Annotated in this window: 18 protein-coding genes and 1 pseudogene (1 of these 19 cut by a window edge); 13 read left to right on the top strand and 6 right to left on the bottom strand. The window is 40.0% G+C overall.

The window, feature by feature from the left end; translation table 11 throughout:
- Positions 1 to 352: the 3' portion of a hypothetical protein gene (locus KZC02_RS15640; RefSeq protein ID WP_221389578.1), read on the top strand. Its footprint begins 317 nt before the window's first position; the window shows 352 of its 669 coding nt (coding positions 318-669); the start codon falls outside the window, past its left edge; its stop codon occupies positions 350 to 352.
- 34 nt (positions 353 to 386) lie between these two features.
- Here the strand turns inward: KZC02_RS15640 and KZC02_RS15635 are convergent, their stop codons facing one another.
- The gene (locus tag KZC02_RS15635; RefSeq protein WP_221389577.1) at positions 387 to 740 is read right to left on the bottom strand and encodes a hypothetical protein; all 354 of its coding nucleotides are present in this window, start codon (positions 738 to 740) and stop codon (positions 387 to 389) included.
- A 252-nt stretch (positions 741 to 992) separates the two neighbouring features.
- Between KZC02_RS15635 and KZC02_RS15630 the strand changes: the two genes are divergently transcribed.
- A complete protein-coding gene (locus tag KZC02_RS15630; RefSeq protein ID WP_221389576.1) occupies positions 993 to 3,293 on the top strand; it encodes an ATP-dependent helicase in 2,301 nt (766 codons plus the stop codon).
- A 132-nt stretch (positions 3,294 to 3,425) separates the two neighbouring features.
- A pseudogene (locus KZC02_RS15625) lies at positions 3,426 to 4,921 on the top strand (DUF4301 family protein).
- Between the two features lie 130 nt (positions 4,922 to 5,051).
- Here KZC02_RS15625 and KZC02_RS15620 read toward each other — a convergent pair.
- The gene (locus tag KZC02_RS15620) at positions 5,052 to 5,525 is read right to left on the bottom strand and encodes an Lrp/AsnC family transcriptional regulator (RefSeq protein WP_115834344.1); all 474 of its coding nucleotides are present in this window, start codon (positions 5,523 to 5,525) and stop codon (positions 5,052 to 5,054) included.
- A gap of 183 nt (positions 5,526 to 5,708) precedes the next feature.
- Complete coding sequence (locus tag KZC02_RS15615; RefSeq protein ID WP_221389575.1) at positions 5,709 to 6,650, bottom strand: GDP-L-fucose synthase; 942 nt, start codon at positions 6,648 to 6,650, stop codon at positions 5,709 to 5,711.
- A gap of 95 nt (positions 6,651 to 6,745) precedes the next feature.
- On the opposite strand from KZC02_RS15615, the gene KZC02_RS15610 reads away from it, so the two are divergent.
- Positions 6,746 to 7,768 carry a toxin-antitoxin system YwqK family antitoxin gene (locus KZC02_RS15610; protein WP_221389574.1) on the top strand — a complete coding sequence of 341 codons (1,023 nt, stop codon included), beginning with the start codon at positions 6,746 to 6,748 and terminating at the stop codon, positions 7,766 to 7,768.
- A gap of 507 nt (positions 7,769 to 8,275) precedes the next feature.
- On the opposite strand, the gene KZC02_RS15605 is transcribed toward KZC02_RS15610, so the two are convergent.
- Positions 8,276 to 9,475: a D-alanyl-D-alanine carboxypeptidase/D-alanyl-D-alanine-endopeptidase gene (locus tag KZC02_RS15605; protein WP_229253614.1), complete on the bottom strand. Its 1,200-nt coding sequence runs from the start codon at positions 9,473 to 9,475 to the stop codon at positions 8,276 to 8,278.
- A 238-nt stretch (positions 9,476 to 9,713) separates the two neighbouring features.
- On the opposite strand from KZC02_RS15605, the gene KZC02_RS15600 reads away from it, so the two are divergent.
- The 5 genes from KZC02_RS15600 (at position 9,714) to KZC02_RS15585 (ending at position 14,664) form a co-directional block, all read left to right on the top strand.
- Positions 9,714 to 11,309 (top strand): ATP-dependent DNA helicase RecQ, encoded by a 1,596-nt coding sequence (locus KZC02_RS15600; RefSeq protein ID WP_310590311.1) that lies wholly within the window; start codon positions 9,714 to 9,716, stop codon positions 11,307 to 11,309.
- Positions 11,306 to 11,632, top strand: a complete 327-nt coding sequence (locus KZC02_RS32950) for a RecQ family zinc-binding domain-containing protein (protein WP_310590310.1) — start codon at positions 11,306 to 11,308, stop codon at positions 11,630 to 11,632. The genes KZC02_RS15600 and KZC02_RS32950 overlap by 4 nt, the downstream gene beginning before the upstream one ends.
- On the top strand, positions 11,629 to 13,074 hold the full coding sequence (locus tag KZC02_RS15595) for a DUF5723 family protein (protein WP_229253613.1): 1,446 nt from the start codon (positions 11,629 to 11,631) through the stop codon (positions 13,072 to 13,074). Before KZC02_RS32950 ends, KZC02_RS15595 begins: the two co-directional genes overlap by 4 nt.
- An 89-nt stretch (positions 13,075 to 13,163) precedes the next feature.
- A complete protein-coding gene (locus KZC02_RS15590) occupies positions 13,164 to 13,547 on the top strand; it encodes a RidA family protein (protein WP_221389572.1) in 384 nt (127 codons plus the stop codon).
- A 106-nt stretch (positions 13,548 to 13,653) separates the two neighbouring features.
- Positions 13,654 to 14,664 carry an aspartate-semialdehyde dehydrogenase gene (locus KZC02_RS15585; RefSeq protein WP_221389571.1) on the top strand — a complete coding sequence of 337 codons (1,011 nt, stop codon included), beginning with the start codon at positions 13,654 to 13,656 and terminating at the stop codon, positions 14,662 to 14,664.
- Positions 14,665 to 14,848: 184 nt separating this feature from the next.
- Here KZC02_RS15585 and KZC02_RS15580 read toward each other — a convergent pair whose 3' ends face one another.
- Both KZC02_RS15580 and KZC02_RS15575 read right to left on the bottom strand, forming a co-directional pair.
- Complete coding sequence (locus KZC02_RS15580) at positions 14,849 to 16,066, bottom strand: NADH-quinone oxidoreductase subunit D (protein ID WP_221389570.1); 1,218 nt, start codon at positions 16,064 to 16,066, stop codon at positions 14,849 to 14,851.
- Between the two features lie 35 nt (positions 16,067 to 16,101).
- A complete protein-coding gene (locus tag KZC02_RS15575) occupies positions 16,102 to 17,682 on the bottom strand; it encodes a glycoside hydrolase family 10 protein (RefSeq protein WP_221389569.1) in 1,581 nt (526 codons plus the stop codon).
- 315 nt (positions 17,683 to 17,997) lie between these two features.
- On the opposite strand from KZC02_RS15575, the gene KZC02_RS15570 reads away from it, so the two are divergent.
- From KZC02_RS15570 to plsY, 4 genes are all read left to right on the top strand, one after another.
- The gene (locus KZC02_RS15570; RefSeq protein WP_221389568.1) at positions 17,998 to 19,812 is read left to right on the top strand and encodes a glycogen synthase; all 1,815 of its coding nucleotides are present in this window, start codon (positions 17,998 to 18,000) and stop codon (positions 19,810 to 19,812) included.
- A gap of 129 nt (positions 19,813 to 19,941) precedes the next feature.
- Positions 19,942 to 20,775: a 50S ribosomal protein L11 methyltransferase gene (gene prmA, locus KZC02_RS15565; protein ID WP_221389567.1), complete on the top strand. Its 834-nt coding sequence runs from the start codon at positions 19,942 to 19,944 to the stop codon at positions 20,773 to 20,775.
- Positions 20,776 to 20,841: 66 nt separating this feature from the next.
- Positions 20,842 to 25,515 (top strand): hypothetical protein, encoded by a 4,674-nt coding sequence (locus KZC02_RS15560; protein ID WP_221389566.1) that lies wholly within the window; start codon positions 20,842 to 20,844, stop codon positions 25,513 to 25,515.
- 139 nt (positions 25,516 to 25,654) lie between these two features.
- Positions 25,655 to 26,317, top strand: a complete 663-nt coding sequence (plsY, locus tag KZC02_RS15555; RefSeq protein ID WP_221389565.1) for a glycerol-3-phosphate 1-O-acyltransferase PlsY — start codon at positions 25,655 to 25,657, stop codon at positions 26,315 to 26,317.
- The last annotated feature ends 10 nt before the right edge of the window (positions 26,318 to 26,327 follow it).

Here is a 26,327-nt window from a genome sequence, read left to right as displayed (position 1 = left end):
TATATTTCGTTCTATAGAGCAGGGAAGGATTTCTTCTGAGCATGCAAGGTTGATCTATAATATGAATAAGTATAGAAGTGAATTGGGGCCACCTTGGTACGATGGCCTATTTCGGGTTGATAATTTGATGGTTGGTTATGGAGATTATTCAGAAATTGAGCTATCCGTTTATAATTATAAGATCGTGAAAGCTCACATGTTTGAGAATTATTACGGGATGGGGCCGTATTTATACCGCTCTGTCGCTAGCGGAAAGGTCTTTAACGAATTCGATGAACTCTATATCAATTCCCTTACACTGACTGATACTCTGGCTATTGAGGAGTATACATATACTTTCAGAAGCAGGTAAAGTTCGTTTTACTGCAAAAAGACATGTACTCCCCCTAGATTCCTTTAAAATACTCAATCACATGCATCTTTAACAATGCTTCCTGCTTGTCAATACCTCCTTGTGGCAAAGCACGGTTCAGGATGTAATGCGGCCAGCCGTCTTTATCCGTATGCTCATATATATAATAGGAAGACAGGCTTAACACTTTACATATTCCTATATGCATCAGATCCTGCTTTTGTTCTTTGGTAAATCTTCTTGCTCCATGGCCCAGTTCCTGTACCCCTATCAAAAACAGCACGCCGTTGAGATCTGCCGGACGGCTTCCCACCAAGCTTTTAAGAGATTCCAGTAAATACTCCCATTGCATTTCAAGAGGCTGGTCTTCTACATCAGTTAAATTCATATCTATCTGCTCTCGGCTATTGGCTTTCAGCTTTTGTTATTTAATAATTATATTCATTCTCTTCCGGAAATTTATAAAAAAGGACAAACAGTTTTATATCCGGATAGCATCAAAACCAATAAGTCCGCTCCGGCGTTCTGTTTTATACTATGTTTTGAATTGTTGTAAAGTAACAAACTTAGTATTATCATACATATATAGAAGAGAAAGCATTTCATGCTTTTTCCTAACTTTGGCTTTTGCCTGGAACGAATGAAGACAATAGAAGAAAATAAATTGGAGAGATTGAGCAAGAATGATTATTTGTCGACCCTGAATGAACCGCAGCGTAATGCCGTACTTCATGGAAATGGACCTTTGATGATTATAGCCGGTGCAGGATCGGGAAAAACAAGGGTTCTTACATATAGAATAGCGCATCTGATCGAAAATGGAGTTGATCCTTTCCGAATATTGTCCCTGACATTTACCAACAAAGCCTCGGGAGAAATGCGCAAGCGTATTGAAGGTGCGGTGGGAATGGAAGCAAGAAATATATGGATGGGGACTTTTCACTCTGTATTTGCAAAAATGCTGCGGATTGAAGCGAGGTTCCTCGGTTATACCAGTGACTTTTCTATATATGATACCGACGATTCCAAATCATTACTGAGAAGTATTATTAAGGAATACAATCTGGATGATAAGGTTTATAAGGCCAATGTTGTGTTCAACCGGATATCGGGTGCGAAAAACCGTTTGGTTTCTGCGGATGATTATATCAATAATCCAGTCATTCAGGCAGACGATGATGCAGCAAGAATGAAAGAGATTGGCAGAATTTATAAAACTTATGCGACACGCTGCTTTCAGGCAAATGCCATGGATTTTGATGATCTGTTGTTTAATACCAATGTGCTCTTTCGTGATTTTCCTGATGTACTACTTAAATACCAGCAAAAATTCATGCACGTTATGGTAGATGAGTTTCAGGATACCAACGTTTCACAATATTTGATTACACGTAAATTATCAGGAATTCATCGTAATATATGTATAGTAGGTGACGATGCTCAGAGTATTTATGCTTTTCGGGGAGCCAATATTGAGAATATCCTGAATTTCTCCAAGGACTTTCCGGATGTTCAGACGATCAAACTGGAGCAGAACTACCGCTCAACCGGAACAATTGTTAATGCTGCCAATTCAGTTATTGCCCGCAATAAATCGCAGCTGGAAAAAACAACTTTTACCGCTAATCAGGAAGGATCACTGATTGATGTCATCAAAGCAGGTTCTGATAATGAAGAAGGCAGGTTGGTAGCCACTGCAATCTTTGAAGAAAAAATGCAGAAAGCGTTAAGGAATGAAAATTTTGCGATTCTTTACCGTACGAATGCCCAATCCCGGTCTTTTGAAGAAGCGTTACGTAAACTTGGAATCAAATACCGTATCATTGGTGGACAATCTTTTTATCAAAGAAAAGAAATTAAAGACCTTCTCGGATATTTAAGATTTACTGTCAATCAGCGGGATGAAGAGGCTTTCAAACGAATTATAAATCTGCCTAAACGCGGAATTGGTGATACGACTGTTGCAAGAATTACAGTAACGGCTTCTGAAAACAATGTACCGATATGGGAAGTGGTTGCGAATATAGGCAACTATGCTACCGGCCGCACAATTACACCAATCGAAGATTTTGCAACACTGATCAAGAGCTTCAAGATCATGATCGAGGAGGGAAAAGATGCATATGAGATTTCTTCTCATATTGCCAAAGCGTCTAAACTCCTTAAAGAATTGTATGAAGACAAAACAGTTGAAGGGCTCTCCCGCTATGAAAACGTCCAGGAATTACTTAACGGTATTAAAGAATTTGTTGACAACGAAGAAAATGAAGATAAAACGCTGGGTGCATTTTTACAATCAGTTTCCTTATTGACCAATGCGGACGAGCCGGATGATAATGAAGACCATGATAGGGTTACTATGATGACGATCCACTCTGCAAAAGGATTGGAATTCCGGAATGTGTTTATAGTGGGGCTCGAAGAAGATCTTTTTCCAAGCCAGATGATGCTTGAAAGCCGGCAGGATCTGGAAGAGGAAAGGCGTTTGTTTTATGTGGCTATTACAAGAGCCGAACAGAAGCTGACTTTCTCTTATGCCGAAAGTCGCTACCAATGGGGCCGCCTGAAAATGTGTGAGCCAAGCCGCTTCTTGTTAGAAGTAGATCCGAAATTCCTGAATATTTCTGTCGCTGTACAAAGAGGCCGTGATCGTGAATCAGTAAATTCGCCGATGGCATTTGTAAAAAATCTAGGGCCGCGTAAAGGAACTGAGCCAAAACCTGTTACAACTGCATCTTCACACGTTCCTTCCGGCGATTTCCAGCCAAGTGATACCAAAGATCTTGCAGAAGGTAATCAGGTAGAACACCTGAAATTTGGTTTTGGCACGGTTATAAAAATGGAAATAAACGGAACAGACCGTAAAGCAACCGTAAAATTTGATACAGTAGGCGAAAAAACATTGTTACTTAGCTTTGCTAAACTCCGTATAATAAAATAAATCTTTTATTATAGTTATACTATGTTTATCCAAAGCTTTACCTTATTAGCTTAAATACAGCCGCAGAACTCTTAATTAGTTAACATTTCTGCGGCTGTGTAATTTTTTACTTTAGATTTAAACAAATGATTTATGTTTCTTGAAGCAGATATTACGCAGATTAAAGAGCGCGGAAGCGACGCCAGTGTGGTGGAAGAACAAATAAAATATTTTGTAAACGGATTTCCTTTTCTACAACTTTCAAAAGCGGCTACGGTTGGTGATGGCATTATAAGGCTTACGGATGAGCAAATAAAAGAGGTTGTCGGTGAATTTGACAAAAGTACTTCAGATGGTGAAATTGCTTTATTAAAATTTGTGCCTGCTTCGGGAGCAGCAACACGTATGTTTAAATCCCTTTTTGGATTTTTGCAGGAAGGAAAAAAGATAAATCAGTTGACGAATTCTTTACCAGACTTTCAGAATTTGCTTTTTATGATGATTTAAAAACGGTTTTAGCTTCCGACGGATATGATATTAAGTCAGCGGATGAATCAACAATTGTTTCTTATTTCCTTACTAATAAAGGTTTGGGATACGGAGAATTGCCAAAAGGGCTGTTAAAATTCCATAACTATACGGATCGTTCCCGTACGCCATTAGAAGAACATCTGGTTGAAGGCGCAAAATATGCAAATGCAGGAGGCCAGGTAAAAATCCATTTTACTGTTTCTCCCGAACATCGCGACAAATTTGAAAAATTGGTTGTAGAAGTGCTTCCTGGTTATCAAAGCCAGTTTGGGGTAAAATATTTTGTATCATTTTCGGAACAGCAGAGCTCAACGGATACAATTGCGGTTAATCTGGATAATTCTCCTTTCAGAGAAAGTGACGGAAGTATTCTTTTCCGGCCGGCCGGGCATGGTGCATTGTTAGAAAATCTGGGTCAGCTGGATGCAGATATTATTTTTATCAAAAATATTGATAATGTAGTGCCTGATCGCATAAAAGAAGAAACCATTACTTACAAAAAAGCACTGGCAGGAATCGTTCTTCAATATCAGAAACGTATTTTTGATTATTTAAATCATCTCGTTGGTTCAACGGACGGAGATTTACTGGCTGAAATAGATACATTTTTCCAAAAAGAATTATGTGTAATTCCTCCGGTAGCGTTTGCAGATTGGGATGATTCTGAAAAAAGAGAATATTTTTTGACAAAACTGGACCGGCCATTGCGTGCATGCGGCATGGTGAAAAACCAGGGAGAACCAGGCGGAGGGCCTTTTTGGGCTGAAAATGCAGATGGGTCTTCTTCTCTTCAGGTAGTTGAATCCGCACAGGTAGATGTAGACGACGCTGATCAAAACAGTATTTTCAAGAACTCCACTCATTTTAATCCGGTAGATCTGGTATGTGCTGTTAAAAACAGAGCAGGAGAATTGTACGATCTTAAAAAATTCAGAGATCCTTTGACCGGATTTATCACCGGAAAATCGAAAGATGGTAAAGAGCTGAAAGCACAGGAGTTACCAGGTTTATGGAATGGTGCCATGGCCGACTGGAACACAATTTTTGTTGAAGTTCCTTTGATTACGTTCAATCCGGTAAAAACGGTAAATGATCTGTTGCGCGAACAGCACCAATAATAGTTGCTGGTTGATAGCTGTTAGCTTTCTGACGCTTCAATATAAAATCTTCACGTTAATTTAAAACAGAAGGTCGGTTCCATATCGGAGCCGACCTTCTGTTTTAAATGTATTATTCCAAATATTATTCTCAAGGAATAGGCAATACTTTGGTTTCTTTGAAAGTGGAAAGAATCACCATTGTTTGGGTGCTGGCAACTTCTTCAATTTCATTGATTTTTTCAAGCATGAGTTTCTGGTACGTACTAATATCTTTAGAAATAACTCTTAGCAGGAAATCTCCGGTACCCGTAATATGATGGCATTCGATGATTTCAGGTATTGCATGTACTTTCTCTACAAATGACTCTGTAACTGCTTTTCTATGGCCAACTAAGGAAATCTGTACAAAAGTACTTACTCCTAATCCTACTTTATCAGGTTCAAGCTGCGCATGATAACTTTTAATAATACCTGATTGTTCAAGCTTTTTAACTCTTTCAAGCGTTGGTGCAGGGGAAAGCCCGATTTCTTTTGATAGCTGTGCGTTAGTTATTTTAGCGTTAGTTTGTAAAATCTCTAATACTTTACGATCTATCTGGTCTAACTTTATAATTGAAGACATTTTTTTCGACTAGGTTTATTGAGTGTCCATTTTCTAAGACGCTGCAAAACTAATTAGTTTCCCGAATTATCTTGTAATTATATACTGTAAATTTGCTAAAAAAAGAATTATAGTAGGCGAAAATAGATTTTAGTGTTTGATTATTAGGTTTAACTTATTTGTCACTCATTTTCAACAATTTGATTAAACCGCGTAGGTTTCTATTTTTTGCAGAAAATCCTGATAAGTGATTCGAATTCCATCTTCCAGCTCGATTTTATGTTTCCAGCCCAGAGCATGTAACTTGCTTACATCCATTAGCTTACGTGGAGTACCATCCGGCTTGTCTGAATTCCAGTGAATTTCACCTTCGTAGCCAACAATTTCACGTATTGTTTCGGCCAGAGCTTTAATTGTTACATCATTTCCAACTCCGACGTTTAGGAATCCTGGCTCACTGTAATTCTGCATTAAAAAGTAACACGCGTCTGCAAGATCATTGGCGTGAAGAAATTCGCGCAAAGGAGAACCTGTACCCCAAAGCTCAACAAATGGCTTGTTTTCTTCTTTTGCTTCATGAAATTTACGTATCATGGCAGGAAGTACATGCGACTTGTTCAGGTCATAATTATCATTTGGGCCATATAAATTGGTAGGCATTACAGATATAAAATCACAGCCATACTGGCTTCTGTAAGCTTCACACATTTTAATTCCGGCAATTTTAGCTATCGCGTAAGGTTCATTCGTAGATTCCAGTATGCCGGTCAGCAGTGAATCTTCCTGAAGCGGTTGAGGTGCCAGTTTTGGATATATACAGGAAGAGCCTAAAAACATTAATTTTTTTACGTCGTTACGATAAGCAGCGTCAATAATATTATTTTGTATCTGAAGGTTTTCATAAAGAAATTCAGCACGATAAATATTATTGGCCATAATACCCCCAACTTTCGCTGCTGCCAGAAAAACATATTCAGGACGCTCCGTTGCAAAGAAAGTTCTGACAAGTTCTTGTTCACGCAAATCAAGTTCTGAAGAGGTGCGGAAAACGAAATTAGTGAAGCCTTCACTAACTAACTTACGGTGAATGGCAGAGCCAACCATTCCTCTGTGGCCCGCGATGTAAATTTTAGCGCTTTTTTCCAATGTGTTTATCTAAATTTGTAAGTACAAAATCAATAACGTTGAGATCAATTCGTTACAAAAGTAACAAACTTGTGCTTAAGAAAAATCCTATTTACATGCAAAGTGTTATTCTAATCTGGTGCTTTCTAACTGTTTTCCTGTTTGGAACGGTTTCAGCACAGTCTGAAGAGAAAGAATCCACACCTTCGTGGCTTCCTAAAGAGACTGTTAAAAAGGACACAGCTGCTGCCCGCAAAGGTGGGCTGAGTGATTTAAAATCATTTGTTTCCGGTCTTAATCCGGTAACCGGCACTGCCGTGCCAGGCGGGAATAATAAATCAGGATCTATATCTTCTCTTTTTGGTGAAAAAATTCCTGATCTTGGACTCAGGGTTAAAGAATATAAAAACCAGAAAGCCGACAGGAAACGCAAAAAAGAAAAGGCAAAACTGGCAAAAGTACAATATGAAGGCATTCCAATGGAAAGTATGTCTGTCAAGTTCGGAAGCGGCGAACGAGCAACTGTTGAATCATTCCATATTTTAAAAGAACACAAACCCTTGAATCCCTACGTACGTGCCACGGAAACACGCTGGTACGATACAAAAAGTAAAAGATTAAGTTCTGCGCTTATTAAAGAAAAGGAAAAGGCACTTCCATTACATGGTTCCTATAAAAAATATTCAGGAGAAAATCTGATTGAAGAAGGATTTTATTACATGGGACTGAAAGATGGCCGCTGGGCAAAATATGATACCAAATTCAATCTGATTGATAAATCGGTTTGGAACCGAGGGTTTCCGGCCGAAGCGCGAATTACTTATTATGATTCAGCACATTCACAAATTAAAGAAGTGGTCCCGGTTACATTTGGAGAAGTAGAAGGAGAATTTCTTGAATTTTACAAAGAAGGCCAGCTCATGGCCAGCGGAAAATACGACGAAGGTAAAAAAATTGGCCGCTGGGTAGAATATTATCAGTTTCGCCGTCAGCGCAAAAAAGAAATACAGTATCCTAAAAGCAGCTGGGACGATGATTTTGAGCCTTTTGTTTTACGCGAATGGGATGAAAAAGGCAAATTGCTATACGATTATACCAAAGACCCGCGTGCTTCAGTAGAGGAAGAAACTGAAAATTAAATTATTTCAATGGTTGAAAATTGCGTTTCAACCAGTTTAATATCCTGCATAATTTACCGTAAGAATCCATTAATTTATACTTTCAAATCTCCTTCCTTATTTTAAAATCTGGTTTGCGTTTCTTCTTTGCGCTATTCCCAATATTATGAAAATATTTTTTTTGGTGTCCGTTCTCTTTGCAATTTCGGTGTGTTACTGTTTGTAATTACGTCGCTTTAATTGACCGTTTACGAGCCGGATATATTGCCGGTTTATTAATTCTGGCTATTGCTGACACTTTTACCTATGGAAATGGTTTGATGGTTTTTCCGGTTATCACCTTGATTTCTTCCAGATAGGGAGAAAAGGCTTTTTTTTACAACAGCGAAGGATTATTCAGATGGAGCTTATACCAGTTTTCATAAAGCCACAATAGAGCCGGGATTATATAATATTTATTTGCTGGTAAGGAAAAATGGGCACAATACCATCTGTTGTGCCGGCTCAACCTGAAAAGCAGATTGAGGATTAGAATTTCTGGTGAATGCCAGTCAGGATACGTTCCACTTCTTTTCTAATTTCACCGGTTGGCCTGGTGAAATTATTATTCATAAAGCTGAAAATGAGGATTTTGCCTTTTTTTGTTACTAAAAATCCGCTGAGGTCATAAATGTTGCTAAGGCTTCCTGTTTTAGCAAAAATGAATGGTTTTTCATCTTTAAAAAGATTTTTTAAAGTGCCGGTTTTTCCACCCGTTGCCATAATATGAAACAACCTTTTCTGAGGTACTTTATCATAAATCTTTTGAAGCAGGGCAGCAATAGTCCGGGGTGTAAAAAGGTTGTACCGGCTAAGCCCTGATCCGTCTTTCCATAGCAATGGATCAGGTAAATCACTCATATGGTGCGCAATTGCGTGTTCAATAGCCTTTTCTGTATTAAGTGGTAAGCCGTTTGCAGAAGCATAAATTAACATCAGTTGTTCGGCAAGCATATTGTCACTTACCTGCATCATCCGCGCATACAATGAATCTGAAGGAATGCTGTAAATCTTTTGCAGTTCGAGATTAATCGGAATATGAATGAGTTTTATTTCTTTTTTCAGAGTATCGCTCAGTAACCGTACTGTTAACTGATCCGACATGCGTACCGGAACATCCTGGCTCAGCCCTTGCGGAACACCTAACCTGGAATGATGGAACATATTTTGAAATTCTTCCCGTTCAATTCCCGAAGCAGTAGTATCGGCTATTAATGATTTGCCCCAGAAGCTTGGTTCGACCTTAAATTTTTGAGACCCTTCCCCTGTAAAACGTGCAAAATTTCCATAAACCGGCATTGGAGAAACTTCAGCCTGATAATAATCATTGTAATCACTCCAGCCCCATCCCGGACCAAAACGTTTGTTCTCAAAATTAATGGGGGTAAAAAATATCTGGTCTTTTCTTCCTTTCAAAAAATCGTAAACTTTGCTGTGAGGTAAGTCGGGGTGTAATAAGGAAGGATCTCCTGTACCACGGATGATTAATAATTCGCCCCATTCAAGATATTCAAGGCCGGGAATGGAATCACCTAAAGCGCATAATCCGGCATAAAAGCTAAAAAGCTTGGTATTGGACGCCGGAGTGAAATATTTATTATCCTGATAAGATGCTATTGCTTTTTTGTCATTCAGGTTATGGATAGAAATTCCGGTATGCTGCTGGCCCAAAACCTGTGAATTTTTCATTTCCCGTTTTAAGTAATGAGAAACGGAGCATCCCGACAAAGCAAAAAGACTTATAATGATTATAGATATGCGCATAAATAGGTGTGTAAGATAAAAAATGGTACGTTACGCAAAACCAATCTGTTGCCGGGAAGGATTAAATGAACGGTTGTAAAGTTAGTAGTTTCGTATTAAAACAAAGAAATTGATTCGTTGTTTTCCACCATGTTATATTTGTTTTTAATTGATTTCGTCAAAAATGAGTGACATTCATGCCGTTCTGAAGCAATACTGGGGTTATGATCAGTTTCGTCCTTTTCAGGAAGAAGCAATCAGAACGGTTCTTAATGGTCTGGATACGCTTGTGTTGCTGCCGACCGGAGGAGGCAAATCCATTTGCTTTCAGGTGCCTGTAATGGCTATGAATGGCGTATGTATTGTTGTAACGCCTCTCATCGCACTCATGAAAGACCAAGTTGAACAGTTGAAAAAACGTGGTATTTCTGCTGCTGCTATTCACTCGGGAATGAACCGGCACGAGATCGACATTACGCTTGACAATTGTATCCATGGTACCACAAAATTTCTGTACGTGTCGCCGGAGCGTTTAAGAACCGATATCATGATTGAGCGCACCAAGCGTATGACAATCTGCTTACTGGCTGTGGATGAGGCACATTGTATTTCTTCTTGGGGTTATGATTTCCGCCCTTCCTATTTGCTTATTTCTGATTACCGTGATCTGCTTCCCGGCGTACCTGTGATCGCTTTAACAGCAACAGCCACTGAGGAAGTAAGGGCAGATATACTTGACAAGCTGAAAATGAAGTCGGCAAGGGTTTTCAAACAATCTTTTGCCCGTGCTAATTTGTCATATTCCGCTTTTATGGAGGAAAACAAGGAGAGAAAACTGATCCAGATCCTGAAAAATGTCCCCGGAACTGCCATTGTTTATGTTCGAACCAGAAAGCGGACTAAGGAACTTGCGGATTCATTGAGCCGACAAGGAATTCCTGCCCAAAGTTATCATGCAGGGCTACCTTTTCGTGACCGTACTGAAAGACAAATGGCCTGGATAAAAAACCAGGTAAGGGTCATAGTGGCTACCAATGCATTCGGAATGGGAATCGACAAACCGGATGTTCGTGCAGTAATTCATTTCGATTTGCCGGAAAGCCTGGAAGCGTATTATCAGGAAGCAGGAAGAGCCGGCCGTGATGAAAAAAAGGCTTATGCGGTTGCACTTTTTAACAAAATTGACCTGGAAGAACTGGCAGAAAGCGTTGAACGTAAATATCCTTCGGCAGAAATTGTAAAAAGAGTGTATCAGGCCCTGGCTAATTACTATAAAATTCCGGTTGGCGGAGCTGAATTTGAAAGTTTTAGTTTTGACATTCAGGACTTTGCAGGAATTTTCGGTTTGCCGGTCAGCGAAACACATTATGCACTAAAATTGCTTGAAGAAGAAGGGTTTATTCAGCTAAGTGAAAATTTTAACGACACTTCCAAAATACACTTTATCGTTGACAACCGTCAGTTATACGATTTTCAAATACGTTACGGCGAATTTGATTCGTTTATCAAAATGTTGCTCCGGTTATATGGCGGCGAGCTTTTTACAGAATATGTACGGATATCAGAAAGTGAAATTGCACAGATTTACTTTGCACCATTACAGGAAATTAACAAAAAGCTGGTATTTCTGAAAGAGCGGGATGTGATTGATTATGAACCCAAAAGAGACAAGCCTCAGCTTACATTCCTTACTCCCAGATACGATGCTTCCTTACTTCCTTTAAATGTATACGAAATTGAAAAAAGAAGGAAACAGACCGGCAGAAAGCAAGAGCGGTGATACAATACGCATCGCATACACACCGGTGCAGGACTTTATTATTGCTGGAGTATTTTAATGAATTTGATGCAAAAGAATGTGGCGTTTGCGATATATGCCTGATGAACAGGAAAAGTGAAAATACACGCAATGAAGAATTAAGCAGTGCGATCAGGTCTTATATTGAACAGCAAATGGCTGTTACGCCGCGGGATTTGAGCTTGGCTTTTGAAAATATTTCAGAGAAAATTCTTCTGCAAACATTAAAACAGCTCATTGAGGAAGAAGTTATACATTACGATTCAGTCGGGAAACTGACTTTAAATACACAAATCAAGTCTTGAAAAAAACGAAATACTACACAGCACTATTCATTTTATTTGCAGTTCAAATTAGTAATGCCCAGCAAATTCCCGGCTTGGAAAGCAGCAATTATGGAGGAATTTACCGCGCAACCTACAATCCATCTGTAATTGGCGGGCCAAAGCACAAATGGCAAATTAATATTGGTACAATCGGAGGCAGTATCAATTACCGTTATTTTGTTTTTCTTGGTAAAAATTCCTTATTATATCCATTGCTGGCGCCGCATTCGACCAAAGAACTGTACGGGCGTTCTCGTACGATGGGATCTCTTACATATAAAGATCCGCTTTATCTGGTGAGTGAAATCCGTTGGCCGTCGGCTTCCATAGCTATTGATAAATACCAGGGTTTGGCATTACAATTCAGGACAAGAGGTTATGTAAAGGGAAATAATATTCCCGACCCGATCCAAAATCTTTACTTCCGCCGCCTTGATACAGGAAATACGCCGTCAATTTCTGCCCAATCGTGGGGGAATTTTAATCTTGTTCAGCAAAGTTTTTCTGATGTTAGTGTTACGTACGGCATCCAGTTACTGGATTTGGAATCGCATAAATTACGTGTAGGAGTTACCGGAAAAAGAGTTTTTGGAGCAAGAATTGGTTATTTGAATGCCAATGCTGACAATTTTACGATTCGCCCGGAAACAGGAAATGAAGAATCCAGCGAACTGGTATTAACAAATCTGACTTATGAAAGTGGTTACAGCCAGGTTGTGAAAAAAAGGAAACTGGGAAATTTACTGGATCCTGAAAAATATGGTTCGGGATGGGGTTATGATCTGGGTGTGACTTATGAACTGGGATCTTATTGGAAAAAGGGTAAAGACAGCTATGACGAAAGCCCCGAATATTTGCTGCGGCTTGGCGTTTCTTTGACGGATATAGGATCCATCCGCTACCGGACCACGAATAACCGCGTAATAAGTGGTCGGCAGGATCAATATGTAATAGGTCAAAATGACCTGGAAACAATCAGTGATAAGGGGCCGGAAGGTTTTATGAGCTTGTTACCTGCACAATCAGATACTATTTTTCGCAAAAATGTCCGCTTACCGCAGGCAATTCATCTGGAAGCGGATATTCAGCTTGTCAAAGGATTTTTCCTGAACTTATCCGGAACAGCACGGTACAATGCCGGAAGTAGTGAACCTCTGGATATTTATCAACCGAATTCATTTACCATAACACCGCGGTTTGAAGACGAAGATTCTGATTTTGCATTTCCTATTTCTTTTATTGAAGGAAATAACCGTCCGTCAATTGGAGCAGTTGGTCATTTCGGGCCTGTATTTTTAGGTTTTAGTAATGTAAACGGATTGATTAAAAAAGGTGGTGCAAGAGGAAGTATGGTTTATATTGGTGTAACAGCATGGAAACTGAACCGGGACAAAAATCCAAACCAGAAGAAGAAATTGTAAACTCTGAATATATTACGTTCTGCTAATTGTTTGAGGCCCGGCTTCAATATCTTTACAACCTGAAATTATTAATATCAACTATCAATCTTATGTCAAGAAAAAATATTCTTTCCGGTTCTCCATGGGAAGACAAAATGGGTTACTGCCGTGCAGTCAGAATTGGAAATATCGTAGAAGTTGCCGGCACAGTTGCTATTGTGGATGGTGAAAACGTGAAGGCAGATGATGCTTATGCACAAACCAATAACATCATTGAAAGAATTGCAAAAGTGTTGGAGGAAGCGGGTTGCAGTTTGAATGATGTGATAAGAACCAGGATATTTACCACCGACATTGCCCGTTTTGATGACATTGCGCGTGCACACGGTTTCTATTTTAAAGATATAAAGCCAACAACCGGAATTTATGAGATCAAAGGCCTCGTATCTCCTGACTATTTGGTTGAGATAGAATTTACCGCGGTTATTCAGTAAAAAACAATATTTGTTCTAATTTTCCTCGTAAATTTGCGGCTCTTTTCTCATTCAGTTTTTGAGAAAGCGGTATTTAATAAATAATTCATTTAATCTTAATGCAAGAATGAAAATTGCAGTGGTAGGCGCTACCGGTCTGGTAGGCGGCGAAATCCTCAAAGTGCTCGAAGAGCGTAATTTCCCGGTGACGGAACTATTGGCCGTTGCATCAGAAAGATCTGTTGGTAAGGAAGTTACATTTAAGGGTAAACAGATAACGGTGATCGGATTTGAGGACGCCATAGCAGCCAAGCCTGAGATTGCCATATTTTCGGCCGGTGGCGGAACTTCTCTTGAACTGGCTCCGAGATTTGCAGAAGCTGGCATTACAGTTATTGACAATTCTTCTGCATGGCGTATGGATCCTACCAAAAAGCTGGTAGTTCCTGAAATTAATGCCAAAACATTAACGAAAGAAGATAAGATCATTGCAAATCCTAACTGTTCAACCATTCAGATGGTTGTGGTTTTAAATCCTTTGCATGAAAAATATAAAATTAAGCGGGTTGTTGTTTCTACGTACCAGTCAGTGACGGGTACTGGCAAAGCGGCGGTGGATCAATTGTTTTCAGAAAGAGCAGGCGATCATAGCAGAGGAAAAGTGTATCCGCATCAGATTGATCTTAATGTGTTGCCGCATATTGATTCATTTCTCGACAATGGTTATACCAAAGAAGAAATGAAAATGACGAACGAAACGAAAAAGATCATGGGTGACGACAGCATTGCTGTAACTGCCACTACTGTTCGTATTCCTACTATTGGCGGTCATTCGGAAGCGGTTAATGTAGAATTTGAAAATGAATTTGACCTGGAAGAAGTAAGGAAAATTTTGAGTGAAGCGGAAGGAATTATTATTCAGGACGATCCTAAAAACTTTCTTTATCCAATGCCATTGACAGCGCACGGAAAAGACGAAACTTTTGTAGGCCGTATCCGCAGAGATGAATCTCAGCCTAAAACATTAAATTTATGGATTGTAGCAGATAATCTTCGTAAAGGAGCCGCTACAAACACAGTTCAGATCGCTGAGTTTTTAATGAAACACGATTTGGTAGGTGTTACTCAGGAAGCGTAGTATTGATATAAAATAATTTTCAATTTTCATTATTGAATATTGATAACGGTCCGCCGTCGCGGTTTAACATTGAGCATTGTATATTATTTTAAAAAAAACGATAGCAAAAAAGAGCTTCCAACCATGGAGCTCTTTTTTGCTATAAATCCAATTCCTTTTATTCCATTAACCCTTTCTCCCAAATTTATCTGTCCACTTCTCCCATTACTACATCAATAGATCCAATTATAGCAACCAGATCCGCCAGTAACGCACCTTTGGACATTTCACCAATGACCGAAAGATTATTGAATGAACAAGCTCTTGCCTTGCATCTTACCGGAATATCAGATCTTCCATCCGTCCTGAAAAAGAAGCCAAGTTCTCCCTTAGGATTTTCTGCCCGGACATAAAAATCCATTGCTTTTGGGCGGATTTTTTTAGGAACCAAAGCCTGCGGATCAAAATCACGTGTTCTTTTATGATCTCCGGTCAGTTTAATCAGGCTTTGTTCAATAATTTTGACTGATTCCCAACACTCAGCAACCCGGACCCATGTTCTGTCCCAGCAATCGCCGGTTGCTCCCATTTTTCCTTCACCGATTGGAATTTCAAAATCAATTTCAGGATAAACAGAATAATTATCCACACGCCTTAAATCATACTTTAAACCTGATGCCCTTAACATGGGGCCGGTACAACCATAATTAATGGCAACCGGCAAAGGCAATACACCCACATTGGCAGTTCGTTCAATAAATATTTTGTTATCAATGACGAGTTGTTGTAACTCTGTTAATTTAGGTTTAAGATATTTAACAAATTCCAGGCACCTCTCTTCAAATCCGATTGGCAGATCATAAAATAGCCCTCCTATCCAGATATAATTATAGAGCATTCTTGCGCCACATGTCCATTCCAGTAACCGTAAAATCTGCTCGCGGTCACGCATCATCCATAAAAACGGCGTATAAGCACCAATATCAAGCGCATAAGTACCCAAAGCCACAAAGTGCGATGCAAGGCGGTTCAGTTCTGCAACGACTACCCGTATATATTCAACCCGTTTCGGAATATCGTTTTCAATTCCCAGCATACGCTCAACTCCCATTACATACGCATGTTCGGAATTCATGGAAGCAACGTAATCCATTCGGTCTACGTAAGGAATAATCTGGTTAAATGGCATGGATTCGGCGTGCTTTTCAAAGCATCGGTGCAAATATCCGATATGAGGAATTACGTCCATTACCACTTCTCCGTCCGTAACCACTTCCAGTCGCAGAACACCATGTGTCGATGGATGTTGCGGCCCCATATTGAGTACCATTTCTTCTGTACGAAGATTTTCGGAGTTGTATTTGGTAGGTGCCGAAACCGCCAGATATTCCTTTTTATACTCGTATTGAATCGCGTTACTCATGCAGCTTATTTTTCTGATACAAAGTAATTAACACCTTAAAACCTGAGTAGTTTTTGATCCTGAACCTCTACTTTTAAAGGCCCGATCGGCCTGCCTTCATTGTGCAGCCTGTCGACAGCGGTAATGTAATATACATATTTGTTTCCCGGCCGTACTGTATTGTCTACAAACCGTTCTCCTTCATAACACATACCAATAATACGTCTGGCGTCGTAAGCAGTTGGTTTTTCTTCTGGTGAAAAACGGTAAATTATGTAATACCATGCCTGGTCACCATCCGAAGCTGAATCGGGTTTTTCCCAGAATAGTTCAAGCCCGTTATTAAGTAAAGTAGCTTTCAGGCTTTTTGGAGAAAGCGGAGGAATTCGGTCTTTCCAGGGCATGGTAGGAACCAATGCGGGGTATTTGTAAAAATCCTGGCGAAGTGAATCAGCAAAACCCAGACTGTTATTTTTTAAAGACCTTGAGCTGAAAAATATGGCTCCGTCCGTTTCATCCTCACGAGAATATCTTATCTGATTAGGGATTTCTTTCGGATTGGCCCAGTTTGTGTCACGTTCCTTATATCCAACGCGGTATGCGCCGATGCCTACATAGCAATGCCGGCCATAGGAATTTTCGGCCCACCAGTCTACAAGATTCCTATAAGGTACTTTTCCGAAACCTGATGAAAAATATACCTGGGGAACGATATAATCCACCCATCCTTCTTTAATCCATTTTCTGCTATCTGCAAAAAGATCATCGTACGAGGCCAGTGCACCGAAAGATTTGGAACCTTCGGGATCGGTTGCTTTATTACGCCAGACCGCACAAGGACTGATCCCGAATTTAAGTCTGGGCTTTATTTCATTTAATGCATCATGGATTTGCTTTACCAGTAAATCAATATTATTTCTTCTCCAGTCGGCCTTGTTTGCAAATCCCTGGCCATATTTCCGGAAAGTCTCCTCATCCTGGATAATTTGTCCTGGAACAGCATAAGGATAAAAATAGTCATCAAAATGGATACCATCTACGTCATAGTTTTTGGCAACATTCACAGTCATATCTGTAATGAAGTTCCTTACTTCGGGTATACCAAAATTAAAAAGTTTATAACCATCATAGCTCAAAATCCACTCAGGATGAATTCGGCTGATATTTTCTGTCGAAACACTCGTAGAGGATTTGTGTACTAATCTGTTCAGATTCAGCCATGCGTGAAATTCCAATCCGCGCTTATGTGTTTCTTTTATCATGAAATCCATAGGATCCCACATGGGATAAGGTTCCCGCCCCTGCCTGCCGGTAAGCCACTCTGACCACGGTTCAGGACTTTTTGCGTAAAATGCATCGCCAGCAGCTCTTACCTGAACAAAAACTGCGTTCATGCCTACTTTTTTATGAAAATCCAGAAGGTTGGTAAATTCGTCCCTTTGTAAGTTTGGCTCCATAATTTTGCTGCTGGGCCAGTCTATATTATCTACTGTTGCTATCCATACTGCTCTGAATTCCCTTTTAGGAGGCAATATATTTTCAATATCATTACTTTGAGCGACACAGCTTTCAAGCAAAAAAATATCTAAAAAGAGGAAAAGCGTAATAAATTTAAAATTTCTCACTATAAAACACATACAAAATGTTAATCCCGTCAAAGTAACGTAATTTGGAACAAAGTTAACCGAGAACTATCTTAATTTCGCCTTTGAATCCCTTGTTTTGGCAAATTGAATTAATGATTAAATTTTCCTGCATTCTTAACTTAGTTACATTTTTAATATTTGACTTTTGTGCCTGATTATAAAAACTGAAATAATCATGCGCTAAATTATTGCTATTGTGAATAATTTTTCTGGATATTTATTGTGTAATTACAAGGATTTTTTGTGCCAGACCTTAATTATTACATTTTACATGTACCGCTATAACGTTTAAACCTGTATCCCATATTGGAACCATTTGTCAAAACCACTAAAAAAAACGTCCTCTTTGAAATCGCATGGGAGGTTTGTAATCAAGTTGGAGGAATTTATACTGTAATAAGAACTAAGGTGCCTGCAATGGTAGAAAAGTGGGAGGAAAACTACTTTTTACTTGGTCCCTATTTTGAGAAAAAAGCATCCTCAGAATTTGAAGAAATAACGGATATGGACGATTCACCTGCGGGGCGTACGGTGAAGAGAATGAGGGAAATGGGTTATATTGTCCATTACGGCTACTGGCTGGTTACAGGTAAGCCAAGAGTTGTCCTGTTTGATCTGGAAAGTATTACCAAAGAGCTGGATATTATCAAGTTTAATTTATGGGAGCGCAACCGTATTTCTACCATTAATGTAGAGCCGCTGGTCAATCAGACACTTTGTTTTGGAGAACTTATCAGGATATTTTTAAAGGAATATGCAGAAGAAAATGCCAAACGGGAAGATATTTCTGCACAGTTTCATGAATGGATGGCCAGCAGCGGGCTTCCTGACCTGAAACGTGAAAATGTAAAAATTGCAACCACATTTACTACACATGCAACCATGCTGGGCCGTTATCTGGCACAAAATGTGGATGGTTTTTACAGTAAACTTCCATTTTTTGATTGGGAACATGAAGCTAAAAACTACGGAATAGTTACACAATGTTCTGTTGAAAGACTGGCTGCACTGGCCGCGAATGTGCTCACCACAGTAAGTGACGTTACCGCACGTGAATGCGAGGTGTTTTTAGGCCGGATGCCTGATCTGGTTACGCCAAACGGACTAAATGTTGTTCGTTTCCAGGCCGTTCATGAATTTCAGAATTTACACTTAAAGTATAAGGAAAAGATTCACGATTTTGTTCTGGGACATTTCTTTCCAAGTTATTCCTTTGATCTGGACAAAACGCTTTACTTTTTCACATCGGGGCGTTACGAATACAGCAACAAAGGCTACGATTTAACTCTGGAAGCTCTGGCCCGGTTAAACTGGAAAATGGTACAGGCCAATATGGACACGACAGTCGTGATGTTCATTGTGACCAAGCAACCCTATACCTCCATCAATCCTGACGTACTTGAGTCCAGAGCAGTTCTGAATGAATTGCAGGAAACCTGTACGGCGATTGAAAAAGAAGTAGGCGAGAAACTATTTTTGGCAGCGGCTTCCGGAACAGACCATAAAATGCCTGATCTGAATAATTTTGTTGATGAATACTGGCGCCTTCGTTTGCGCCGTACAATCCAGACCTGGAAAACCGACAAATTGCCTGCTTTTGTAACGCACGATTTGAAGGAAGAAGATGGTATTACTGATTTCTGCAAAAAAGCCAATCTGATTAACAATGAGCGTGACAGAGTAAAAATCGTTTATCACCCTGATTTTATATCTTCTACCAATCCACTATTCGGGCTTGATTACGGACAGTTTGTTCGTGGATGCCATTTGGGCGTTTTCCCGAGTTATTACGAACCATGGGGTTACACACCATTGGAATGCGTAGTACGAGGTGTTCCTACGGTTACCAGTGACTTGTCTGGTTTTGGCGATTATATTATGCAGATCATGCGGGACTATGAAAACCGCGGGATTTATGTAATTAACAGGAAGTCACAAACTTATACGCAGGCTGCGGATCAGATGGCGGATATTCTGTTCAAGTTTGTAAAAATGCAGCGCCGCGACCGTATCATGCAGCGTAACCGTGTAGAGAACATTTCTGATGTTTTTGACTGGATGAACCTGCGTTCTTATTATGATACAGCGCACGATCTGGCTACAAAAAGAAGAAAAGCATAAGATATTTCTATTTTTAAAAGCGCCCTCAGGTATCAATCATTGGTATTTGTGGGCGTTTCTGTTGTTAATCTCTTGAATTACTAAAAAAATTCAACACCTTCACATCTATAACAAGCGCAAAAATTACCAATGAATTACGTTGAGGCAGAAATACAGGTTGAATCCGATTTTACGGAAATATTAATTGCAGAGCTGGGCGAGCTGGGTTTTGAATCTTTTATGGAAACAGACGAAGGATTGCTGGCTTACATACAGGAAAGCGATTTTAATGAGACACAGTTACAGGAACTCATTGCCAGATACAGTGAACTAACAACAATAGTGACTTCCTGGAAGTCGCTGGAAAGGAAAAACTGGAATGAGGAATGGGAAAAAAGCTACGAACCCATTGAAGTTGGAGATAAAATACGTGTCCGGGCAACTTTTCACGAACCAAACCCGACTTTTCAGTACGATTTGCTGATCCAGCCGAAAATGTCATTTGGAACCGGGCATCATGAGACAACTTGGCTGGTGATGAACGAACAGCTGAGCTTACCGCATTCCGCACTTTCAGTTATGGACGTGGGCTGCGGAACGGGAATTCTGACAATTCTGGCTTATAAGCTGGGTGCTTCGCATTTACTGGGTTTTGATATTGACGAATGGGCTGTTGAAAATACCAGAGAAAATTTCACCATGAACGATCTGCCTGCGGAAGCAGAGGTCTTTCAGGGAACAATAAATGAAGTTCGGCCGGAATTGGTTTTTGGAGGAATCCTGGCAAATATTAACCGGAATATACTACTCGCAGAAATCCCCAAATATGTGCAGCATCTGGTTTCAGGCGGCTGGCTTGTAACAAGTGGGTTTTATGAGGTAGATCAGGCTGATATTGAACGTTGTGCAGAAGAAAACGGGTTAAAAAAATTAAGATCGAATACGCGTAACCAATGGGCAACCGTTGTATTTGAAAAGTTGTAAAACAATCTTTTCCATTCCCTTCGTTTTAAGGGGATGGAAAGAATTCGGACAAGCACGTTCATGATCATGAAAATTTTTAAATACTGCCTTTTTCTTTGTGTAATGCTATTTGCGGAAGCAAACGTTTCTGCGCAAAACTTTAAAATATCAGAAGAACCTGCGCAGTTTATTACGCAGGTTCGCAAACTGATGGATGGAAGCCGAAATCCGCAGTACATGCGTGCGGCGGCACAGCTGGACAGTATCTGGATGTCTTCCGTCGGTTCTTCACAACAAACAAAATTTATCAAAACCTTTCGTACGCAAGTTGCAAAAGGCCAGAAAGCCGGGCCGGTTTTATTTCTGCTGATAAGGAATGCACACACATTCGCAAAACAATCTCCTGAAAATCTGGACGGATTCCTGGATTTGGCCGTTCAGTCAGGAGAAAAATATGATGGAAAATCTTTTCAAAAAGTGTTGGAAACCATCAAAAATTTGACGGAAACAAATAAACTTTATTCTGCCAATTACAATTCACTTTATTTACTAAGCGGCACGTATCGTTATAAATATGATACTACCAATGCAGAAGCAGCCAATACACAGGCCACTGTTGCAGCAGCAAACGATAGCTGGGATACACCTGTTGATTCCAATTTTGTAATTGCACCCAAATCAAATCCGTTGCCTGTTCTTTCTGGTGCAGTACTGGAATTACAAAATGCTGTATTTGGGATGGTTGCTGCCGGAGATTCGGTGACGTTCGGGCCAACTAACGGTAATGTATCCTTAAAAGACGGAATATTTGTTGGTAAAAACGGCCGTTTTACCTGGGCTGCTGCTGGTGATTCTTCTATTTATGCGGATCTGGACGCTTATTCTTTTAACATTTCCCAACCTAAGCTGTTAGCTGAAAATGTTACTTTTCATGATGAGGCACAACTTGCCAATCCAATAAAAGGAACAATAGAATACAGGGGAATTAAAAAAATAAGAGGCCAGGCATTGCAGTATCCGCGTTTTGTTTCCAATGGCATTGATGCACGTTTGAAAGCAAGCAGGAAAAATATTGCGTATAAAGGAGGGTTTGCACTGATTGGAACTACCATGTACAGTTCTTCGCTCAGTGATTTGCCATCAACAGTTTCAGTTTCCTATAAAGACAAGCCGGCATTCAAAGCCATCAGCAAGAAATTTGCGCTGAGAGATTCAGTGATCACTTCTACATTTGCTGTTTTTTCTATGCCATTGGGAACGGATTCTCTTTATCATCCGGGTGTGACTTTCAATTATAACGATGATGAAGGCCTTGTAAAACTGGGGCGTGCGGAAAAAACAGATTTTGCACCTCTTCCCTTTCAGGATTCTTATCATAAAATGAATATCTGGGCACAGGCAATGCGCTGGAAATTTCCTAACGATAAAGTGGAATTCCTCCGTATCGACGGCAAGCAGGTTGTACCGGTGAAACTGGAATCTTTTGATTATTTTAAAAAGGACCGTTTCAAAGGAATCAGCCAGGAATATGGATTTCAGCCAATGTTGCTGGCAGCCAATTATGCACAAACACAAAAGAAATCAAGTTTTCTGGCAGAAGAACTGGCTGCAAAATTCAAGCAAAACCCTAAAATACTGCGTCGGTCACTGGAAAGGCTGGCTTTGGACGGTTATTTTATTTACAATAAACCCACGGATGAATTTGCGTTGAGCAAAAAGGGCGCTTTGTATGTTTTGGCCAATCTGGATAAAGCGGATTATGATAATTTTCAGGTTGTTTCACAGTTTACAGCAGACAATGAAACGGCCAATGCTACCATTTATCTACCTGATACAATGCTGACTGTTTTGGGTGTAACGCGCTTTGTAGTGAGTGATTCGCTGAAAATTTATGGCGTTCCTTCCGATAAGAAAATTGTAATTGGCCGTAACCGTAATTTTGGCATGAATGGCCAGCTTGTTGCATCCAATTACCAGTTTCGGGGCCAGAATTTAAAATTTGACTACAATCAGTTCTTTGTCAATGTCAGTCCTAATGACTCCATCACTTTTACCCCCAAAGAGAAGTTTGTAAAAGGCCAGAAAGGCGAAGTCGGCGGGCATGTGAAATATGAAAAGGGTGGTACATTTTATTTAAGTGATCCAACCAATAAATCGGGTATTCAAAAAGGCAAAAAATCGCCGCGGCTGGTTGTGCCGGATGGTATGATGGTTTATTTCGATCAGCCGGAACGCGATTCACTGACTTATCCGCGTGAAGTTTATTTCAAAATCCCGAAAATTGACATGGACGGGCTGGATCAGCGGGACGTAATTTTTGATGGTACTTTTTATGGAAACGGTATTATTCCGGATTTTAAAACCATTTTGAAAAGTATGCCTGATAATTCCCTGGGTTTCGAATACAAGCCGCCTGTTACAGACCAGAAAATTTATAACGGAAAAGCGCTGGCCAGATTAACCGATACTTTGGTCATGGATAACAGCGGGTTGCGTTCAAAAGGAGTTATCAAATATTTATCGGCTTCGATGACGGCCAAAAGTTTGTTGTTCGCTTCTGATTCACTGATTGCTTCTGGTGATGTGGCGAGTATAAAAGAAGCAACTATCGGCAAAGGTTATTTTCCGGCAGTACAACTCAAAGATTACACACTGCGCTGGTTTCCCAATACCGACAGTATGTTTGTCAGCACACAGGGAAAATCATTTTCATTTTACAATGGAACTACCAGCCTGGAAGGCGGGCTTTTGCTGCGTTCTTCGGGTTTGTATGGAAATGGAAGGCTAAAAAGGCCTGATTCTGAACTTTCTTCGCAGGATATTAAATTCAATAAGGAAGGATTTCTTGCCAATAAATCTGTGTTTTCCATTAATACCGGTCAGGAAAAAACGCTTAAAAAATTGCTGACCGGGAATAACGTCAACATTGATTTTAATTTCAAAACCGGAATAGTAAATTTCTTAACGGACGAAACAGGTTTTGGCTCAGATTCATCCGGTATGCAGATTCCGACTGCATCGTACCAGACATTGATAGGAAGTGCAAAATGGGATATGACCAAAAAAACCATTCTGATGAAAGGGTTTGGTGAAACTTCATCCTATACCTCTACTAATCCTGAACAGGAAGGGCTAACATTCCAGGGCTCTGAGGCTATTTACGATGTTGAAAAAGTGACACTGAATGTAAAAGGTGTTCCGTACGTGCAAACAGCGGATGTGAAAATAATTCCGGATGGCGGATTGCTCAGTATTGATGCAAAAGGTAAAATTAACCCGCTTAAAAAGGCCAGGATTGAGATTGACACACTTAATACTTCGCACAGATTGCGTGATGCAGATATTCGTATTGATTCCCGTAACCACTTCGAAGGCTCTGCAACTTACCAGTATATTACGGCCAGAAAAGATACTTTCAACATCAAAATGCAGAATTTTGAATTGAGGGAAATTGCCGCTGCAAATGACGGAAAGCGCAAACGTTCCGCAAACGATTCGGCCTCAATAAAATATTATACAACAGCCCGGGCCGATATCAAGGAAACGGATAATCTGATTCTTTCACCTCGTATTCAATATAAAGGAAGTATTAACCTGATCGCCTACGAACCATCGTTACAGCTGGAAGGATTTGTAAAGCCGGTTCTGAAACCGCGTAAAGATTTCCAGAGTTCGTGGATTGTTTATAATGAAGCACCGGGAGAAACGATTGCGATCAAAATTGGTAAAGACCTTAAAAATGAAAACGATCTGCCGCTCTCGGTAGGGTTGCATTACAATGAGGCAAGAGGCATGTATATGTCATTTCTTTCCCCCAAAGATTCCGATGGTGATGAAGATATTTATCTTGCTCAGGGCGCTTTGAATTATGATGCAGACAATAAAGCATTTAAAGTAATACCGCCAATGGGCGCTGACAGCCTTGTGGACGAATCCAACGTTTTAAAATTTGATGATAAAACCGGAATTGCTGATTTTTCCGGCCCGTTAAAGCTGATAACTTCTGACTGGCTGCAATCGGCAGGTGTAGTTGAAGCCCAGGTTGATAGTTCCAGGTTTAGCTTCAATACCATGTTACTTTTAAAAATGGCTGCTCTTGAACCGATCCTGCAACCGCTGGCGGCTAAAATTGTGGAGACAAATCTGGAAGAGCAGAACAGTACAGCCGCAGACGACGATGCCGAACAACTGAACAGAAAACTGGCTGCGCTGATAGGGTCAAAAGCAACGGACGCATACATCAAACTTTCCGCTGCGGGTTACAAGCCGTTGTTCGATGCTTCACCTGTGCTGGACAATCCTATCGTATTGTCTAATGTAAACCTGAACTGGTCGGCAGTACATGGGGCTTATTATTCTCAGGGCCCGATTGGTGTTTCTAATTTTGGAAGAAACAATATCAATGCACAAATGGAAGGTGTTCTTGAAATCCGGAGGAATATTGACGGCGATGAATTCAGTTTGTTTTTGCAGGCTTCTCCGGATATCTGGTACTTTTTCGATTACCGGCAAAATGAATTGGGTGTGGTTTCTTCCCAGCTGGATTTCAATGATCAGCTGACGGCAAAATCTAAAAACAGCAAATCTAAAATGACCCTGGTCTCTTTGGGAATGGAAGAAAAAGATATGTTCGTGAACCGCTTTGATGATTTTTACCAGCCAGCTGTTAAAAAAGCCAAATTGGTACAGGCAAAAGTGAAGAAAAAAGTGGTACCTGCTGCTGAAAAAAAGAAAAAGGAAGAGCAGGCCGAAGGGTTCTGATCCAAGTATTTGTAGTATATATTTGATGATTTGGTAACAAAATATTAATTTGCATGCAAATATGCTTGCAAAATCCTCTGACTATTGTATTTTTGGTAAAAACTACGTCGAGTTCAAAATAAAACAGGAATAGTACAAAATGAGTATTGCCTTATTTATAGTTACAATTTTAGCCGCTTATTTGTTAGGGTCAATCCCGAGTTCAGTTTGGTATGGTATTGGTTATTTTGGGATTGATGTCAGGAAACACGGAAGCGGAAACGCAGGTGCTACCAACACTTTCAGAATTTTGGGAAAACGTGCCGGAACCATTGTTATGCTCATTGATGTTTTGAAAGGCTGGACTGCTACTTGTATGGCATCAATGCTTTTTTATATGGGTACAATTGGCGAAACAGAGCTGTTGATGTACAAAATCCTCTTTGGTATCATTGCGATAGTTGGCCATATTTTTCCAATATTTGTTCGTTTCAAAGGAGGAAAAGGAATTGCTACTTTATTAGGAATGGTACTTGCCATTCATCCCGAACTTGCTTTGGTCTGCATCACTATTTTCATTTTTACATTACTCGCTTCCCAATACGTTTCTTTAAGTTCAATACTGGCAACACTGGCTTTCCCAGTTCTTTCCTGGATGGGTGTTTTTGGTCATCCTGAGCCATTACTGATCGTCTTTGGATTTGTTATGTTTTTATTGGTTGTGATTACACACCAGAAAAATATCGTCAGGCTGATGAATGGAAATGAAAGCCGTGTAAACATTTTTGGCAGTAAACCGAAGTCAATCGACCACCGTTCGTAAGAAATATATT

The sequence above is a fragment of the Dyadobacter sp. NIV53 genome, from assembly GCF_019711195.1.
Classification (GTDB): Bacteria; Bacteroidota; Bacteroidia; order Cytophagales; family Spirosomataceae; genus Dyadobacter.
The sequence above is the reverse complement of the archived record's forward strand: the minus strand, read 5'-3'. Positions and strand labels throughout refer to the sequence as shown.

Coding starts and splice junctions, on each gene's coding strand:
- KZC02_RS15635 (WP_221389577.1), bottom strand. CDS start 740: ATGAATTTAACTGATGTAGAAGACCAGCCTCTTGAAATGCAATGGGAG.
- KZC02_RS15630 (WP_221389576.1), top strand. CDS start 993: ATGAAGACAATAGAAGAAAATAAATTGGAGAGATTGAGCAAGAATGAT.
- KZC02_RS15620 (WP_115834344.1), bottom strand. CDS start 5,525: ATGTCTTCAATTATAAAGTTAGACCAGATAGATCGTAAAGTATTAGAG.
- KZC02_RS15610 (WP_221389574.1), top strand. CDS start 6,746: ATGCAAAGTGTTATTCTAATCTGGTGCTTTCTAACTGTTTTCCTGTTT.
- KZC02_RS15605 (WP_229253614.1), bottom strand. CDS start 9,475: ATGAAAAATTCACAGGTTTTGGGCCAGCAGCATACCGGAATTTCTATC.
- KZC02_RS15600 (WP_310590311.1), top strand. CDS start 9,714: ATGAGTGACATTCATGCCGTTCTGAAGCAATACTGGGGTTATGATCAG.
- KZC02_RS15590 (WP_221389572.1), top strand. CDS start 13,164: ATGTCAAGAAAAAATATTCTTTCCGGTTCTCCATGGGAAGACAAAATG.
- KZC02_RS15585 (WP_221389571.1), top strand. CDS start 13,654: ATGAAAATTGCAGTGGTAGGCGCTACCGGTCTGGTAGGCGGCGAAATC.
- KZC02_RS15580 (WP_221389570.1), bottom strand. CDS start 16,066: ATGAGTAACGCGATTCAATACGAGTATAAAAAGGAATATCTGGCGGTT.
- KZC02_RS15575 (WP_221389569.1), bottom strand. CDS start 17,682: ATGTGTTTTATAGTGAGAAATTTTAAATTTATTACGCTTTTCCTCTTT.
- prmA (WP_221389567.1), top strand. CDS start 19,942: ATGAATTACGTTGAGGCAGAAATACAGGTTGAATCCGATTTTACGGAA.
- KZC02_RS15560 (WP_221389566.1), top strand. CDS start 20,842: ATGAAAATTTTTAAATACTGCCTTTTTCTTTGTGTAATGCTATTTGCG.
- plsY (WP_221389565.1), top strand. CDS start 25,655: ATGAGTATTGCCTTATTTATAGTTACAATTTTAGCCGCTTATTTGTTA.